General features: G+C 71.9%; 13 protein-coding genes. 4 read left to right on the top strand and 9 right to left on the bottom strand.

The genetic code is table 11. The features are described 5' to 3' along the window. Positions 1-141 precede the first annotated feature (141 nt). The 6 genes from hflX to miaA all read right to left on the bottom strand — a co-directional run bounded on the left by hflX (position 142) and on the right by miaA (position 8468). A complete protein-coding gene (gene hflX, locus ACIQNU_RS24405; RefSeq protein ID WP_401370094.1) occupies positions 142-1650 on the bottom strand; it encodes a GTPase HflX in 1509 nt (502 codons plus the stop codon). Between the two features lie 264 nt (positions 1651-1914). Continuing rightward, the gene (locus ACIQNU_RS24400) at positions 1915-3456 is read right to left on the bottom strand and encodes a M1 family metallopeptidase (RefSeq protein WP_401370091.1); all 1542 of its coding nucleotides are present in this window, start codon (positions 3454-3456) and stop codon (positions 1915-1917) included. A 184-nt stretch (positions 3457-3640) separates the two neighbouring features. Continuing rightward, positions 3641-5752 carry a RelA/SpoT family protein gene (locus ACIQNU_RS24395; protein WP_401370088.1) on the bottom strand — a complete coding sequence of 704 codons (2112 nt, stop codon included), beginning with the start codon at positions 5750-5752 and terminating at the stop codon, positions 3641-3643. A gap of 188 nt (positions 5753-5940) precedes the next feature. Then, positions 5941-6840, bottom strand: coding sequence for a diaminopimelate epimerase (gene dapF / locus ACIQNU_RS24390; RefSeq protein WP_401370086.1), 900 nt, complete (start codon positions 6838-6840; stop codon positions 5941-5943). Between the two features lie 75 nt (positions 6841-6915). Further along, positions 6916-7422, bottom strand: coding sequence for a hypothetical protein (locus tag ACIQNU_RS24385; RefSeq protein ID WP_401370525.1), 507 nt, complete (start codon positions 7420-7422; stop codon positions 6916-6918). A gap of 107 nt (positions 7423-7529) precedes the next feature. Further along, complete coding sequence (miaA, locus tag ACIQNU_RS24380) at positions 7530-8468, bottom strand: tRNA (adenosine(37)-N6)-dimethylallyltransferase MiaA (RefSeq protein ID WP_401370083.1); 939 nt, start codon at positions 8466-8468, stop codon at positions 7530-7532. A 180-nt stretch (positions 8469-8648) separates the two neighbouring features. Here miaA and ACIQNU_RS24375 point away from each other — a divergent pair, with 180 nt between their 5' ends. Further along, a complete protein-coding gene (locus ACIQNU_RS24375) occupies positions 8649-9011 on the top strand; it encodes a hypothetical protein (RefSeq protein ID WP_401370081.1) in 363 nt (120 codons plus the stop codon). 54 nt (positions 9012-9065) lie between these two features. Further along, on the top strand, positions 9066-9332 hold the full coding sequence (locus ACIQNU_RS24370; RefSeq protein WP_401370078.1) for an antitoxin: 267 nt from the start codon (positions 9066-9068) through the stop codon (positions 9330-9332). 111 nt (positions 9333-9443) lie between these two features. On the opposite strand, the gene ACIQNU_RS24365 is transcribed toward ACIQNU_RS24370, so the two are convergent. Genes ACIQNU_RS24365 through miaB form a run of 3 tightly spaced genes read right to left on the bottom strand, consistent with a single transcriptional unit; the run spans position 9444 to position 12141 of the window. Beyond that, entirely contained in the window at positions 9444-10256 is an 813-nt protein-coding gene (locus ACIQNU_RS24365; protein ID WP_401370075.1) for a class III extradiol dioxygenase subunit B-like domain-containing protein, read from the bottom strand. A gap of 50 nt (positions 10257-10306) precedes the next feature. Next, positions 10307-10573 (bottom strand): hypothetical protein, encoded by a 267-nt coding sequence (locus ACIQNU_RS24360; protein WP_401370072.1) that lies wholly within the window; start codon positions 10571-10573, stop codon positions 10307-10309. Positions 10574-10602: 29 nt separating this feature from the next. Beyond that, on the bottom strand, positions 10603-12141 hold the full coding sequence (gene miaB / locus ACIQNU_RS24355; protein ID WP_401370071.1) for a tRNA (N6-isopentenyl adenosine(37)-C2)-methylthiotransferase MiaB: 1539 nt from the start codon (positions 12139-12141) through the stop codon (positions 10603-10605). A 94-nt stretch (positions 12142-12235) separates the two neighbouring features. On the opposite strand from miaB, the gene ACIQNU_RS24350 reads away from it, so the two are divergent. Together ACIQNU_RS24350 and nhaA are read left to right on the top strand one after the other, a co-directional pair. Then, complete coding sequence (locus tag ACIQNU_RS24350; protein ID WP_401370068.1) at positions 12236-12919, top strand: NADPH-dependent F420 reductase; 684 nt, start codon at positions 12236-12238, stop codon at positions 12917-12919. Between the two features lie 36 nt (positions 12920-12955). Continuing rightward, a complete protein-coding gene (gene nhaA / locus ACIQNU_RS24345; RefSeq protein WP_401370067.1) occupies positions 12956-14917 on the top strand; it encodes a Na+/H+ antiporter NhaA in 1962 nt (653 codons plus the stop codon). The last annotated feature ends 7 nt before the right edge of the window (positions 14918-14924 follow it).

Genomic DNA, 14924 nt, shown 5'->3' with positions numbered 1-14924 from the left:
AGCGCGTAGCCCGTAGCCCTTGGCCCGTGACCGGCGGCTGAAGCTGCGACGGCGGTGGCCCGCTCCCTCGGGAATTCACCTGGAGGGAGCGGGCCACCGCCGTCTGCTGTGCCGGGGGCGGTCCCGGCCCGGTGGCGTCGGTCAGGCCAGCGCCGCCGGGATCGTCACCGCCGGTGTGTACGGTGCGAGATCCGCCGCCAGTTCCTCGTGGACCCTGGCCTTCAGCAGGGTGCCCTCCGGGGTGTGCTCCTCGGAGATCACCTCGCCGTCGCTGTGGGCACGGGCGACCAGGCGGCCCTCGGTGTACGGCACCAGCGCCTCGATCTCGACCGAGGGGCGGGGCAGCTCGGTGTCGATGAGCGCCAGCAACTCGTCGATGCCCGCTCCGGTCCGCGCGGACACGGCGATCGAGTGCTTCTCGACGCGCAGCAGCCGCTGGAGTACGAGCGGATCGGCCGCGTCCGCCTTGTTGATCACCACGATCTCGGGCACCTTGACGGCGCCCACGTCGCGGATGACCTCGCGCACGGCGGCGAGCTGCTCCTCCGGCGCCGGATGTGCGCCGTCCACCACATGCAGGATGAGGTCGGAGTTGCCGACCTCCTCCATCGTGGAGCGGAACGCCTCGACGAGGTGGTGCGGGAGATGCCGGACGAATCCGACGGTGTCGGCCAGCGTGTACAGCCGCCCGCTCGGGGTCTCGGCCCGGCGCACGGTCGGGTCAAGGGTGGCGAACAGGGAGTTCTCCACCAGGACACCCGCGCCCGTGAGCCTGTTGAGCAGGGACGACTTGCCCGCGTTCGTGTACCCGGCGATCGCCACCGACGGCACCTTGTTACGGCGCCGCTCCTGGCGCTTGATCTCGCGGCCCGTCTTCATGTCCGCGATCTCACGGCGCATCTTGGCCATCTTCTCGCGGATCCGGCGGCGGTCCGTCTCGATCTTGGTCTCACCGGGACCACGGGTGGCGAGGCCGCCGCCCTTGCCGCCGCCCATCTGACGGGACAGCGACTGACCCCAGCCGCGCAGCCGCGGCAGCATGTACTGCATCTGCGCGAGTGCGACCTGCGCCTTGCCCTCTCGGGACTTGGCGTGCTGGGCGAAGATGTCGAGGATCAGGGCCGTACGGTCGATGACCTTGACCTTGACGACGTCTTCGAGGTGGATGAGCTGGCCCGGGGAGAGTTCACCGTCGCAGATGACGGTGTCGGCGCCGGTCTCCAGCACGATGTCGAGCAGCTCACGGGCCTTGCCGGAACCGATGTAGGTCGCCGGGTCGGCCTTGTCGCGGCGCTGGATGACACCGTCGAGGACGAGGGCGCCGGCGGTCTCCGCGAGTGCGGCCAGCTCGGCCAGCGAGTTGTCCGCGTCCTGCGCGGTCCCCGATGTCCACACCCCGACGAGTACGACGCGCTCCAGACGGAGCTGCCGGTACTCGACCTCGGTGACGTCCTCCAGTTCGGTGGAGAGTCCCGCGACGCGGCGCAGGGCCGCACGGTCGGAGCGGTCGTACTGGTCACCGTCCCGCTCCCCGTCGATCTCGTGGCTCCAGGCGACGTCCTCTTCCATCAGGGCATCGGCCCGAAGACCTTCGGGGTAGTTCTGAGCGAAGCTCTGCGCATCCTGGGAAGGGGAAGAAGAGGAGGTCATTGGATCCTTACGTCGATGGGGACTGCGGGGGTGGCGGGCGCGCGGCCCGCCGTGCCGGGCGCTGACCCGACACTCCGACAACGTTCGGGGCACTCACAGGATTCCCCGTCACGGGATCCCGTACCGCCCGGTGCCGTCCCGGATTCCGGGTCGGCCGCGCCGTCGACCTGACGATGGTCGCACGGCACGGCCCGTCTCGTCATCAGGGTTTTCCGACCACGCCGGGCCAGGTTTCCGGGCCGCCGTGCCGTGGGTTTCCGGCCGCTACTTCGCGGACGGCTGCTGCTGGGCGGGGGGCTGCTGCCTGGCGGGCGGCGGTTGCTGCTTCCAGTCCGGGTGGCCCGGCATCGCCGGCGTCTTCGCCCCGTACAGCCACGCGTCGAAGAACCCGCTGAGATCGCGCCCGGCGGTGGCGGAGGCGAGGTCGACGAAGTCGCCGGTCGTGGCGGTGCCGTCACGGTAGGTGCGCACCCACGCGCGTTCCAGCCGTTCGAACGCCGGGCGGCCGATCTCCTGGCGCAGCGCGTAGAGGACGAGGGCGCTGCCGTCGTAGACGACCGGGCGGAAGATGCTGATCTTCTGGCCGGGCTCGGGCCCCTTGGGGTGGGCGGGCGGTCCTCCGGCGGCCCGCCAGGCGTCCGACCGGCCGTAGGCGTCCTTCATGCGGGTGTCGAGCTTGTAGTGGCCCTTCTCGTCGGCGTAGGTGGCCTCGTACCAGGTGGCGTGCCCCTCGTTGAGCCAGAGGTCGGACCAGGTGCGGGGGCTGACGCTGTCGCCGAACCACTGGTGGGACAGTTCGTGCACCATGATCGAGTCGATGTACCAGGAGGGGTACTCGGGCCGGACGAACAGCTCGCGCTCGAACAGCGAGAGCGTCTGCGTCTCCAACTCGAACCCGGTACGCGCCTCCGCGATGACCAGCCCGTACGTCTCGAAGGGGTACCGGCCGACCTTCCCCTCCATCCAGGCGATCTGGTCCGGTGTCTTGCGCAGCCACGGTTCAAGGATCTTGCGGTCCTTGGTCGGCACGACGTCCCGCAGGGGCAGCCCCTGCGGTCCCTCGCGGTGCACGACGGTGGACTTGCCGATGGACACCTGGGCCAGCTCGGTGGCCATGGGGTGCCGGGTGCGGTACGTCCACGTGGTGGTGTCCGCCCGGCGTTCGGTGCCGGCGGACAGCCCGTTGGCGACGGCGGTGAGGCCCTTGGGGGTGGTGATACGGAAGGTGAAGTCGGCCTTGTCGGACGGGTGGTCGTTGCACGGGAAGACGCGGTGCGCGGCGTCGGCCTGGTTGGCCATGACCAGCCCGTCCTTGGTCTGCACCCAGCCCGGGTCGGTGTCCTTGGCCGGCACGGGGTCGCTGGTGTGCCGGACGACGATCCGCAGACGTCCGCCGACGGGCACGGGCCGCGAGGGCGTGACGACCAGGTCCTCGTCGGCGGTGGTGAAGCGCGCGGGAGCGCCGTTGACGTCGACGGAGCCGACCTTGCCGTGCGAGAAGTCGAGGTTGAGGCTCTCCAGGCGCGCGGTCGCGCGCGCTTCGATGACGGTGACGGCCGCCATCGCCTTGTCGTTGACGCCGGGGTAGGTGAAGGACAGGTCGTACGACGTCACGTCGTATCCGGGGTTGCCGAGGTGCGGGAACAGGCGGTCCCCCACCCCGAGCGGTGTGGCCGGCGAGGGGGCGCTCGCGGCGACGAGTGTCACGCTCGTCGCGAGGGCGAGCAGGACGCCTCTGGTGCGGGGAGCCTTGGGGCCCGCGGGTCGTGACGGTCGTGGGGCCCGGGAGCGGGCGAAGAGCAGCATGAACTACCGCTATCAGCGCGCACGCACCACACCGTGACGGCGCGCGCCGCGCCCACCCGAACGAGATCGTCCGACGCCCCGCACGCGCGCGTACGGCACGACGGCTGACAACGCACGCGTGGAGCACGACAGGTGCGGGACGTGTGAGTGACGGCCCCGCCGGCCGCGTACGGGTGACGATCCGTCAGCTTCGCATGGGGGCTGCCGTCGCCGAGTACTGGGCGCGGTTCACGTCGTAGACACCGGCGACATTGCGCATGGCGCGCATCAGGGCGGGAAGGCGGGCGGCGTCGGGGAGTTGGAGGGTGTAGGTGTGCCGGACCTGTTGCTGGGTGGGCGGCTCGACGGTCGCCGAGACGATCGCGACGCCTTCCTGGGCGATGGCCTCGGTGAGGTCGGCGAGGAGACGCGGGCGGCCGAACGACTCGGCGACCAGGGTGACCCGGTACTCGGAGGTGTCCCCCCAGCGCACACCGACCTCGGCGCGCCCCGCGCTCTTCATCCGCACCACCGCCGAGCACTCCACGCGGTGCACGGTGACGACGCCGCCGCGTACCGCGAAGGCGGTGACGGCGTCCGGCGGCACGGGTGTGCAGCAGCCCGCCAGACGTACGGAGGCGCCCTGCCGGTCGACGACGGCCCCCGCGGCGGCCGGACGTACCGCGGGCGCCGGGACGGGGGCCCTGGGCGCCGTCTCGGGCGTCTGGGTGTCCTCGGGGTGGGCGGCGAGCCAGCGGCCGATGGCGATCCGCGCGGCGGGTGTCCTGGCGTGGTCGAGCCACTCCTTGGAGGGGCCCGACCCGGCGTCCTGGCCCATGAGGAGCTGCACGGTGTCGCCGTCGTGCAGGACCGTACTGAGCGTGGCCAGGCGGCCGTTGACGCGCGCGCCCATGCAGGCGTGCGCGTCCTCGCCGTACTGCGCGTAGGCCGCGTCGACGCAGCTGGCGCCCGCGGGCAGCCCCAGGGTGCCGCCGTCGGGCCGGTAGACGGTGACCTCGCGGTCCTGGGCGAGGTCTTCGCGGAGGGTCGACCAGAACGTGTCGGAGTCGGGCGCCGCGCGCTGCCAGTCGAGGAGCCGTGACAGCCAGCCGGGCCGGGTGGGGTCGGCGCGCTCGCCGTCCAGGGGGTCGTCGGCGCCCGGGGCGTACGGATTGCCGAGGGCGACGACGCCCGCTTCGGCGACCTTGTGCATCTGGTGTGTACGGATGAGGACTTCGGCCACGGAGCCGTCCGTGCGCGCGACCGCGGTGTGCAGCGACTGGTACAGGTTGAACTTGGGGACGGCGATGAAGTCCTTGAACTCCGAGACCACCGGGGTGAAACAGGTGTGCAGTTCGCCCAGGACGGCGTAGCAGTCGGCGTCCTCCTGGACGAGGACGAGGAGCCGCCCGAAGTCGACTCCGCGCAGCTCCCCGCGTTTGCGGCAGACGCGGTGCACGGAGACGAAGTGCCGTGGCCTGATGACGACTTCGGCGGCGATGCCGGCGTCGCGCAGCACCGCGCGCATCGCTTCGGCGGTGTCGGCGAGGGGGCTCTGCGCGCGCGTGGCGTCGTCGGAGATGAGCCGGCTGGTGTGTGCGTACTCCTCGGGGTGGAGGATCGCGAAGACGAGGTCTTCGAGTTCGGTCTTGAGCGCCTGGACGCCGAGCCGTTCGGCGAGCGGGATGAGCACGTCGCGGGTGACCTTGGCGATGCGTTCCTGCTTCTCGGGGCGCATCACGCCGAGGGTGCGCATGTTGTGCAGCCGGTCGGCGAGTTTGATCGACATGACGCGGACATCGTTGCCGGTGGCGACGAGCATCTTGCGGAAGGTCTCGGGTTCGGCGGCGGCGCCGTAGTCGACCTTCTCCAGTTTGGTGACGCCGTCGACCAGGAAGCAGACCTCGTCGCCGAACTCGTCCCGTACCTGATCGAGCGTCACCTCGGTGTCCTCGACGGTGTCGTGGAGCAGCGAGGCGGTCAACGTCGTGGTCTCGGCGCCGAGTTCGGCGAGGATCAGGGTCACGGCGAGGGGGTGCGTGATGTACGGTTCGCCGCTCTTGCGCATCTGTCCGCGGTGCGAGGACTCGGCGAGGACGTACGCGCGGTGCAGCGGGTCGAGAGCGGCGTCGGGGTGGTGGGCCCGATGGGCCTCCACGACATGGCCGATGGCGTCGGGCAGCCGGTCCCGCGCGGCCGGCCCGAGGAGGGCGGCCCGGCCGAGTCGCCGCAGGTCGATACGGGGGCGGGCGCGTCTGCGGTGGGCTCCGGGCGTCGTGGGGCCGGGCATCGCAGGGTTTGTGGCCTCCGCACTCATGGGCACCTCCGGCTGCGTCGACCGGCGGAACGGAGCGGGTGCCTCCAGGCGTTCAGCTCTGAAGGAGGACGAGTGGACTCCCGTCCGGGCCGGTGCTTGATGCTACCGAGCCCACCACGCGCCCATGACCGCCTCCCGCCGAGCGTGAAACGGATCACCCATTCGAGGGAACGATCAAGGGTTTAGGGTTACGCACGCTTGCTGACGGTTTCCAGCCACAGCGTGTCGATCTCGCCCTCGGCCACGATCACGGCGGGCCCGGACATCTCGATCTCGCCGTCGGGCCGCTCGGTGACGGTCAGTCGGCCACCGGGGACGTCCACGGTGTACGTCACCGGGGTGCCGGTGCGGCCCGGGTCGAGGCCGTCCCTGCGGGCCGCCGCGACGGCCACCGCGCACGCGCCCGTGCCGCACGAGCGCGTCTCGCCGGAGCCCCGCTCGTGCACCCGCAGCGCGACATGGCGCGGGGCGCGGTCGACGACGAACTCGACGTTCACACCGTGCGGATACGCCGTCGCCGGGCTGACCGGGGGCGGCGACAGGAGGTTTCCGGCCTGTGCCAGGTCGTCCACGAAGGCGACCGCGTGCGGGTTGCCCATGTTCACGTTCCGCGCGGGCCAGGTCAGTTCGCCGACGCTCACTGTGATGTCGCCTTCCGGCAGCAGGGCCTTGCCCATGCCGACGGTGATGTCGCCTTCGGGGGAACCGCTGTTCGGGACCGGCTTGGCGATGTGCACGCTCTTGACGCCGCCCCGGGTGGCGACGGCGAGGTCTCCCTCGGTGACGTGTCCCGCGCGCTGGAGGTAGCGGGCGAAGACCCGCACGCCGTTGCCGCACATCTCGGCGATCGAGCCGTCGCTGTTGCGGTAGTCCATGAACCATTCGGCCCGGTCCGCCATCGCCCTGGCCTCCGGGTGCGCGGCGGACCGCACGACGCGCAGCAGGCCGTCGCCGCCGATGCCCGCGCGGCGGTCGCACAGGGCGGCGACGGCGGCCGGGGACAGTTCCAAGGCGTTCTCGGGGTCGGGGAGGATCACGAAGTCGTTCTCGGTCCCGTGCCCCTTGAGGAAGGCGATCCGGTGGCTCATTCCTCGATCGTACGGGGTGGGTACGACAGCAGGCGGAACGGCGGGGCTGCGGGATCGCGGAGCGTGACGGTGGGCTCAGCGCAGGCGGGCGACGCGCCACACGGCGAGCACGGTGACGGCGCCGACCACGAGGACGTACGCGAGGACGACCCGCCAGTCCGGGCGGCGGCCGGATCCGCGCTGCGGCAGCCCCGGCCAGGTGTGTCCGACGCGGCGGGCGGCCATCATGCCCCAGCCGGCCGCGCAGGAGCAGATCAGCAGGCCGAGCATGGCGACGATGGCACCGCCGTCGCCGAACTCGAACGCCAGCGGGAACGCGAACATCAGCGAGCCGCCCGCGGCGAGCGCCACGATCGGCGCGAGCTGCCAGATCCGCAGCCGGCGCTGGGGCCGCAGCTCGACCTCGACCTCGGTCTGCGGGTCCATCTCGTCGGGCCCGGGGCCGTCGTCGGCGACACGGTCGGGCGTCGCGTCGGGCCCGTCGGAGCTGAGTCCGTCCGCGGTGTCCGCCGAGCGGTCGGCATCACCGCGCGCGGTGTGCTGCCTGCCGCCTGGTGCGGTGTTCTGAGGGCCGGCCTCCATCGCCACGCGCCCTCCCACTCCGGACTTCACTGGTCGATCGTGGGTCGATGATGGCACGGCGCCGAGGGCCCCGATGACGGCCGGAGCGTCCCGATGCCATCACGTGATCAGGCTGTGACCGGTCGTTCGAGCAACGACAGGGCGCGTGCCGGGAGTTCCCCGCGGTCCCCCTCCGCGCCGCTGAGCCAGTGCACGCGCGGGTCGCGCCGGAACCACGAGTCCTGGCGGCGGGCGAAGCGTTTGGTGGCCCGCACGGTCTCCGCGCGCGCCTCCTCCTCGGTGCACTCGCCCGCGAGCGCGGAGAGCACCTGCTGGTAGCCGAGCGCGCGCGACGCGGTGCGTCCGTCCCGCAGTCCGCGGGTCTGAAGCGCGCGCACCTCGTCGACGAGTCCGGCGTCCCACATGCGGTCCACGCGCGTGGTGATGCGTTCGTCGAGTTCGGAGCGGGCCACGTCGACGCCTATCTGCACGGTGTCGTAGACGGAGTCGTGACCGGGAAGGTTGGCGGTGAAGGGCCTGCCCGTGATCTCGATGACCTCAAGAGCGCGCACGATACGGCGGCCATTGCTCGGCAGGATGGCCCGGCCCGCCTCCGGGTCGGCGGCGGCAAGGCGTGCGTGCAGCGCTCCGGAGCCGCGCAGGGTGAGTTCGTCCTCAAGCCGGGCCCGTACGGCCGGGTCGGTGCCGGGGAACTCCAGATGGTCGATGGCCCCGCGTACGTACAGGCCGGAGCCGCCGACGAGGACGGGCCAGCGGCCCTCGGCGAGCAGCCGGTCGATCTCCCCACGCGCGAGGCGCTGGTACTCGGCGACGCTCGCGGTGACGGTCACGTCCCAGATGTCGAGGAGGTGGTGCGGGATGCCGCCGCGTTCCTCGGGCGTCAGCTTGGCGGTGCCGATGTCCATCCCCCGGTAGAGCTGCATCGAGTCGGCGTTGACGACCTCGCCGCCGAGTTCCCGGGCGAGGAACACGCCCAGATCGGACTTTCCGGCCGCGGTCGGCCCGACGACTGCGATGACCCGCGGGGCGGGGGCTTCACTGCTCACCGCACCAGTCTCGCAAACCTCAGAGGTCTTCCCGAACGAGTTACGTGACGCCGTACGCGCGGGGTCGTTGCCAGTTGCGAGGTTCCGGCCGCGGTTTCGAGAGCCGGTGGCCCGGTCGACGCAATGGGACGCACCGGGCAGCGCGGGATTTCGCCCACACGAGTAGGATATGGAGTGGTTATGGGTATCTTTGAGCGTTTTCTCCGTAGGTCGAAGGGTGCGGAGGAAGCGTCGACCGCTGAGGGATCCGGCCCCGAGGGGACGGGCGCCGAGGGAGCTGCCGCCGGGGCGTCCGCCGTCGAGGAGTCCGGCACCACCGCGGTGGCAGAGGGTGCCTCGGAGGAGGCGAAGGTCTCGTCCGGCACCGGCACGGACGTCGCACCGGCCGAGGGTTCGGCGGGTGCGGCGACGGATTCCGGACCGGAGCCGGCCGAGGCCGCCGCCGGGGGCGCCACGGCCGCGGTGGAGTCCGTGGAGATCCCCAAGCAGCAGTCCGTGGACGCCGCCGCCGACAACGAGGCCGGCGAGAGCGTCCGCAAGTAGGTCCTTCGCGGGACCGGTTCCCGCGAGGCACGACCCCGCGAGGGAAGGGGAACCATGAGCTTCCTGGACACGCTGAAAGCCAAGCTCGCGCCCGCCAAGGACAAGGTCTCGGACCTTGCCCAGCAGCACGGAGGAAAGATCGACCACGGTCTGGACCGGGCCGCCAAGGTGGTCGACGACAAGACCAAGGGCAAGTACAGCGAGAAGATCCACTCGGGCACGGACAAGGCGAAGGGCGCCCTGGACCGCCTCGCGGGCAAGGAGCCGGGCAGTACCTCGACCGATCCCCCGACGGCACCGCCGACGCCTCCGGCGGCCTGACGCACCGGACCGGACGGCGCCGCCGCCCCGGCGACCCCACGACGGCCGCGAAACGGACCCACCGTTTCGCGGCCGTCGGCGTTCGTCGGGGCGGCGGCGCCGTCCGTCGGGCTACGCCCAGGACGCGACGAAGTACCCCACCCCGTACGGCGCCTCGTCGTACAGCAGGCGCCCGGTCAGATCGCCCGCCGACGCTCCCCCGAGGACCTGCCAGGGCGAGCGGCCGGAAATCATCAGCTCGCGCGCGAGGGCGGCGTCCAACTCGGCGAGAAAGCCCCCCGAGCCCGCACCCGCATCAGCGCCAGCGCCAGCACCGGCACCGGCACGCGCACCGACGTCCACACCGCTACCGGCACCGGCTCCCCCGAGCGCGGCGGCGATCCGTGCGTCGACATCCGCCGCCCGCTCATCGAGATAGCCGGGCGCCTTGACGCCGCGGCAGGCGCTGCCGTCGCCCATGACCAGCAGGCCCACGCGGTCCGCGAGCCGGGCCAGCTCGGCGCCCGTCGCGGCGTTGGCGGCGGGGTCCGCGTCGTCGGGCACCTGGAGGCCGCGTACGGGCCCCTGAAGGCCCGCGCGGTCGAGGAGCCAGGCGCCCACGGCCAGGGAGAGCGGGAGGCGGTCACCGGGGGCCTCGGGGCCCGCATCGCCCACGGTCACGTCGGGGGGCAGACCCAGGGACACGTCCAGAGCCACGCCGTACGGACGGAAGGTGCCCGGGGCGCCCTGCGCGTACGGCACGACCCCGGTTCCGGAAGTCTCGCCGGGGCCGACCACGACGATCACTTCGGGGCGGGCCGCGAGCACCGTACGCACCGCCTCGTCGCATGCCGCGCGCAGCCCGTCGAGTTCGGGGGCGGCGCCCACGGCGACCTCGGGTACGAGCAGCGGAGGACAGGGACAGACAGCGGCGGCAACAAGCATGATCCGCAGGGTAACCCCCGCGCGCGGGGACGGCCCCGGGTGAGGGCGGGTCACTCCTCGATCAGGACGTCCGTCAGGTCGATCACCGTCACGAGCAGGACGACCAGTTTGCCGTCGCTGATGACGTACTCCACGACGAGGCTGCGGGAGAGGGCGATCTCGCGCGTGGACTCGTCGCCGCCGACGGCATGCGACAGCTTGTGGCGGGGTTCGGTGACCAGGATGGCGAGGCCGCGTTCCAGGACGGCGCGGCGCTCGTGGGGCAGGCTGTCCCGCACCCGTGCCGCGCGCTCCGTGAACTCCACGCTGTACGCCATGACGGTCTCCTTCCCGCCCCGGCGCACGGTCAGTCGCAGCCGCAGGCTCCGCCTGTCGCCACGGGCAGCGGCTCCGGCACGCCGATCTTCGGCAGTCCCAGCATCACGCCGGCCGGCTTGGCGGTCTCCTGGGCGTTGCGCTTCTCCCAGGCGTCCCCCGCGCGCGTGCGGCGCACCTTCAGCGTGGGGCCCTCGGCGAGGAGGTGGTGCGGCGCGGCGTAGGTGATCTCGACGGTCACGACATCGCCGGGGCGCACGTCCTCGTCGGGCTTGGTGAAGTGCACGAGACGGTTGTCGGGTGCGCGGCCGGAGAGGCGGTGCGTGGCGCCGTCCTTGCGGCCTTCACCCTCCGCGACCATGAGGTCCAGGGTGCGGCCGACCTGCCGCTTGTTCTCCTCCCAGGAGATCTCCTCCTGGAGGGCGACCAGGCGCTCGTACCGCGCCTGGACGACGTCCTTGGGGATCTGGTCCGCCATCTCGGCGGCCGGCGTACCGGGGCGCTTGGAGTACTGGAACGTGAACGCCTGCGCGAAGCGGGCCTCGCGGACGACGTGGAGGGTCTCTTCGAAGTCCTCCTCGGTCTCGCCGGGGAAGCCCACGATGATGTCGGTGGTGAGGGCCGCGTGCGGGATGGCGGCGCGCACCTTGTCGATGATTCCGAGGTAACGCTCCTGGCGGTAGGAGCGGCGCATGGCCTTCAGGACGGTGTCGGAACCGGACTGGAGCGGCATGTGGAGCTGCGGCATCACGTTCGGCGTCTCGGCCATCGCGGCGATCACGTCGTCGGTGAAGTCACGCGGGTGCGGCGAGGTGAAGCGGACGCGCTCCAGGCCGTCGATCGCGCCGCACGCGCGCAGGAGCTTGCCGAACGCCTCGCGGTCGCCAATGTCCGAGCCGTAGGCGTTGACGTTCTGCCCGAGCAGGGTGATCTCGGAGACGCCCTCAGCGACCAGGGCCTCGATCTCGGCGAGGATGTCGCCGGTCCTGCGGTCCTTCTCCTTGCCGCGCAGCGCGGGCACGATGCAGAACGTGCAGGTGTTGTTGCAGCCGACGGAGATCGACACCCAGGCGGCGTACGCGCTCTCCCGGCGGGTGGGCAGGGTCGAGGGGAACGCTTCGAGGGACTCCGCGATCTCGACCTGGGCCTCTTCCTGGACGCGGGCGCGCTCCAGGAGGACCGGGAGCTTGCCGATGTTGTGCGTACCGAAGACGACGTCGACCCAGGGGGCGCGGCGGACGATGGTGTCGCGGTCCTTCTGCGCGAGGCAGCCGCCGACGGCGATCTGCATGCCGGGCCGCTTGGTCTTCATCGGGGCGAGCCGGCCGAGGTTGCCGTAGAGGCGGTTGTCGGCGTTCTCACGGACCGCGCAGGTGTTGAAGACGACGACGTCCGCGTCCCCGTCGGACCCCTCGGGCGCGCGCACGTACCCCGCGCCCTCCAGCAGGCCGGACAGCCGCTCGGAATCGTGGACGTTCATCTGGCACCCGTAGGTGCGCACCTCGTACGTCTTCGATCCCTCGTACGTCGTCGATCCGTCCACTGCCTGACTCCGGTCGCTCCCGCTCATGCCACCAGGGTAGGCGGTCCTTTCACCGCCTCCGGCCCCGGAACTGCCCCGTGGCCGACGAGTACGGCATTCATATATCCGGTTTAATGCTGCTATGAGCACTCTTGGGCTGATCGGCAGCGGAAACATCGGCGGCACTCTGGCGCGGCTCGGTGTCGCCGCCGGACTGGACGTGGTCCTCAGCAACTCCCGGGGGCCGGACTCCCTGGCCGATCTGGTGGCCGGACTCGGGCCGAAGGCGCGGGCGGCGACCGCGCCCGAGGCGGCGGTGGCCGGGGACTGGGTCGTGGTGACCATCCCGCTCAAGAACTACCGCCAGGTGCCCGCGGAGCCGCTGACCGGGAAGATCGTCCTGGACACGATCAACTACTACCCGCAGCGCGACGGCTCCGTCCCCGCGCTCGACGCGGGTGAGACCACCACCAGCGAGCTGATCCAACGCCACCTCCCGGACGCCAAGGTCGTCAAGGCGTTCAACAACATCTTCTTCAAGCATCTCGCCGCACTCGCACGGCCCACCGGGGCGCCCGAGCGTTCGGCCCTCCCCATCGCGGGTGACGACGACGCCGCCAAGGCGTCCGCCACCCACCTGCTCGACCTGCTCGGATACGACGCGGTGGACGCCGGAAGCCTCGCGGACAGCTGGCGTTTCGAACGCGACCGGCCCGCCTATGTGATGCCGTACGCGCGCAACCCGCAGGACCTGGCGAACGACCCGGGCAAGCCCGCCGGCGCCGACGAACTGCGCGCCGACCTCGCCGCCGCCACGCGCGGCTGACCCCCACGCGCGCGGAGGGCGTCGGTCGGCGGGGACGTGAACGGGTCAGCGAAGGAGCCGGCCGGGTCCGGCCTGCCCCTGACGGCCGTCACGGTGGCCCGCTGGCGCACCTTCGCGCGAACGGAGGCGGGCAGCGCCGCCCTGCTCCTGGTGGCCGTCGCCGCCGCCCTGATCTGGGCGAACGTCGACCTCCACTCGTACGAAGAACTCTGGAACACGCATCTGTCCGTGCACCTCGGTTCCTACGGCCTCTCGCTGAACCTGCACGAGTGGATCAACAGCGGCCTGATGGCGTTGTTCTTCCTCGTCGTCGGCCTGGAGGCCCGCCGGGAGTTCGACATGGGCGAGCTGCGGGACCGGCGCTGGGTGGTCCTGTCGCTGATCGCGGGCCTGAGCAGCATGGTCGTGCCGGTCGTGATCTACCTCGGCTTCAACGCGGGCCGTGGTTCGGTGCACGGCTGGGGCACGGCCATGTCCACGGACACGGCGTTCGCCCTGGGCATCCTGGCGCTCTTCGGCAGGCGGCTGCCCGCGTCGCTGCGCGCCTTCATGCTGTCGATCTCGGTGGTCGACGACCTGGTCGCGCTCGTCGTCATCGCGGTCTTCTACAGCACCGAGATCCATCTCACGGCCCTCTTCGTCGCCCTCGGCGTCCTGGCGCTGATCGTGGCGCTGCGGCTGCTGGGCGTCCGCAGCGGCGGGGCGTGCGCGCTTTTGTCCCTGGTCGTCTGGGTGGCGCTGCTGGAGTCCGGGGTCGACCCGGTGGTGACGGGGCTGGCGGTGGGCGCACTGGTGATCGCCTATCCGCCGCCGCGCGGGGACCTGGAGCGGGCGAGCGGGCTGTTCCGGCTGTTCCGCGAGCAGCCGACCGCCGAGCTTCAGCGGTCGGCGGTCCAGGGGCTGACCTCGGCGATCTCGCCGAACGAACGCCTGGAGCAGCGCTTTCTGCCCTGGGTCAGCTTCGTCGTCGTCCCCCTGTTCGCGCTGGCCAACGCGGGCATCCCGCTGGGGGCACGGGAGTTGGCCGACGCCTTCACCTCGCCGATCACGCTGGGCATCCTGTGCGGCAGCGTGCTCGGGAAGATCGTCGGCATCGTGGGTTCCATGGCGGCGGCGCGGGCGGCCACGCGGGGGCGGCTGCGCCCGAACGTCGGCTGGGGCGCGGTGACCGCGGGCGGGGCGGTGGCCGGTGCCGCGTTCACGGTGTCGCTGCTCATCGCGTCGCTGGCGTTCACGGGCACGGACCTGAACGAGGCCCGGATCGGCATCCTGGCGACGCTGCCCGGGGCCTACGCCGCCGCGTGGGCGGTGTCCGGCGCCATCGGGCTGCTGCCGGCCGCGCGGCGGGCCCGCGCGCTGCTGGGGACCGCTGAGCCCCTGACGGATCTGGCGGTGGCCGTCGACCCCCGGCACGACCGTGTGCGCGGCCCGGACGAGGCGCCGGTGACGGTGGTCGAGTACGGGGATTTCGAATGCACGTACTGCGGGCAGGCGGAACCCGTCGTCCGGGAGCTGCTGGCCGACTTCGGGGACCTGCGCTATGTGTGGCGGCATCTCCCGCTCAACGACGTCCACCCGCGCGCGCAGCTCGCGGCGGAGGCGGCCGAGGCGGCGGCCGAACAGGGCGCGTTCTGGGAGATGCACGACATGCTCCTGGCGCACCAGGACGCGCTCGCCGTCACCGATCTGCTGCGCTACGCGCGCGAACTCGGCCTGGACGAGGAGACCTTCCGCCGGGACCTGCGCCGGCACCGGGGCGCGCGACGGGTGGCCGAGGACGTGGACTCGGCCGACCTGAGCGATGTGTCGGGCACACCTACGTTCTTCGTCAACGGCCGCCGGCACCGGGGCGCGTACGACATCGCGTCACTGTCGGAAGCGGTGGAGCTGGCGCGGCAGCGGGCGCTGGCGGGGGCGACTGGGGGCGCCTTCGGGGGTGCGTCCGGGAATGCGTCCGGGAGTGCTGCCGGGGGTGGCGGTACGGGAGCGGGCGGCTGACCCGGGG

The organism is Streptomyces sp. NPDC091292 (assembly GCF_044757265.1).
In the GTDB taxonomy this organism is placed as follows: Bacteria; Actinomycetota; Actinomycetes; order Streptomycetales; family Streptomycetaceae; genus Streptomyces.
This window is presented reverse-complemented; position numbering and strand designations above follow the sequence as displayed.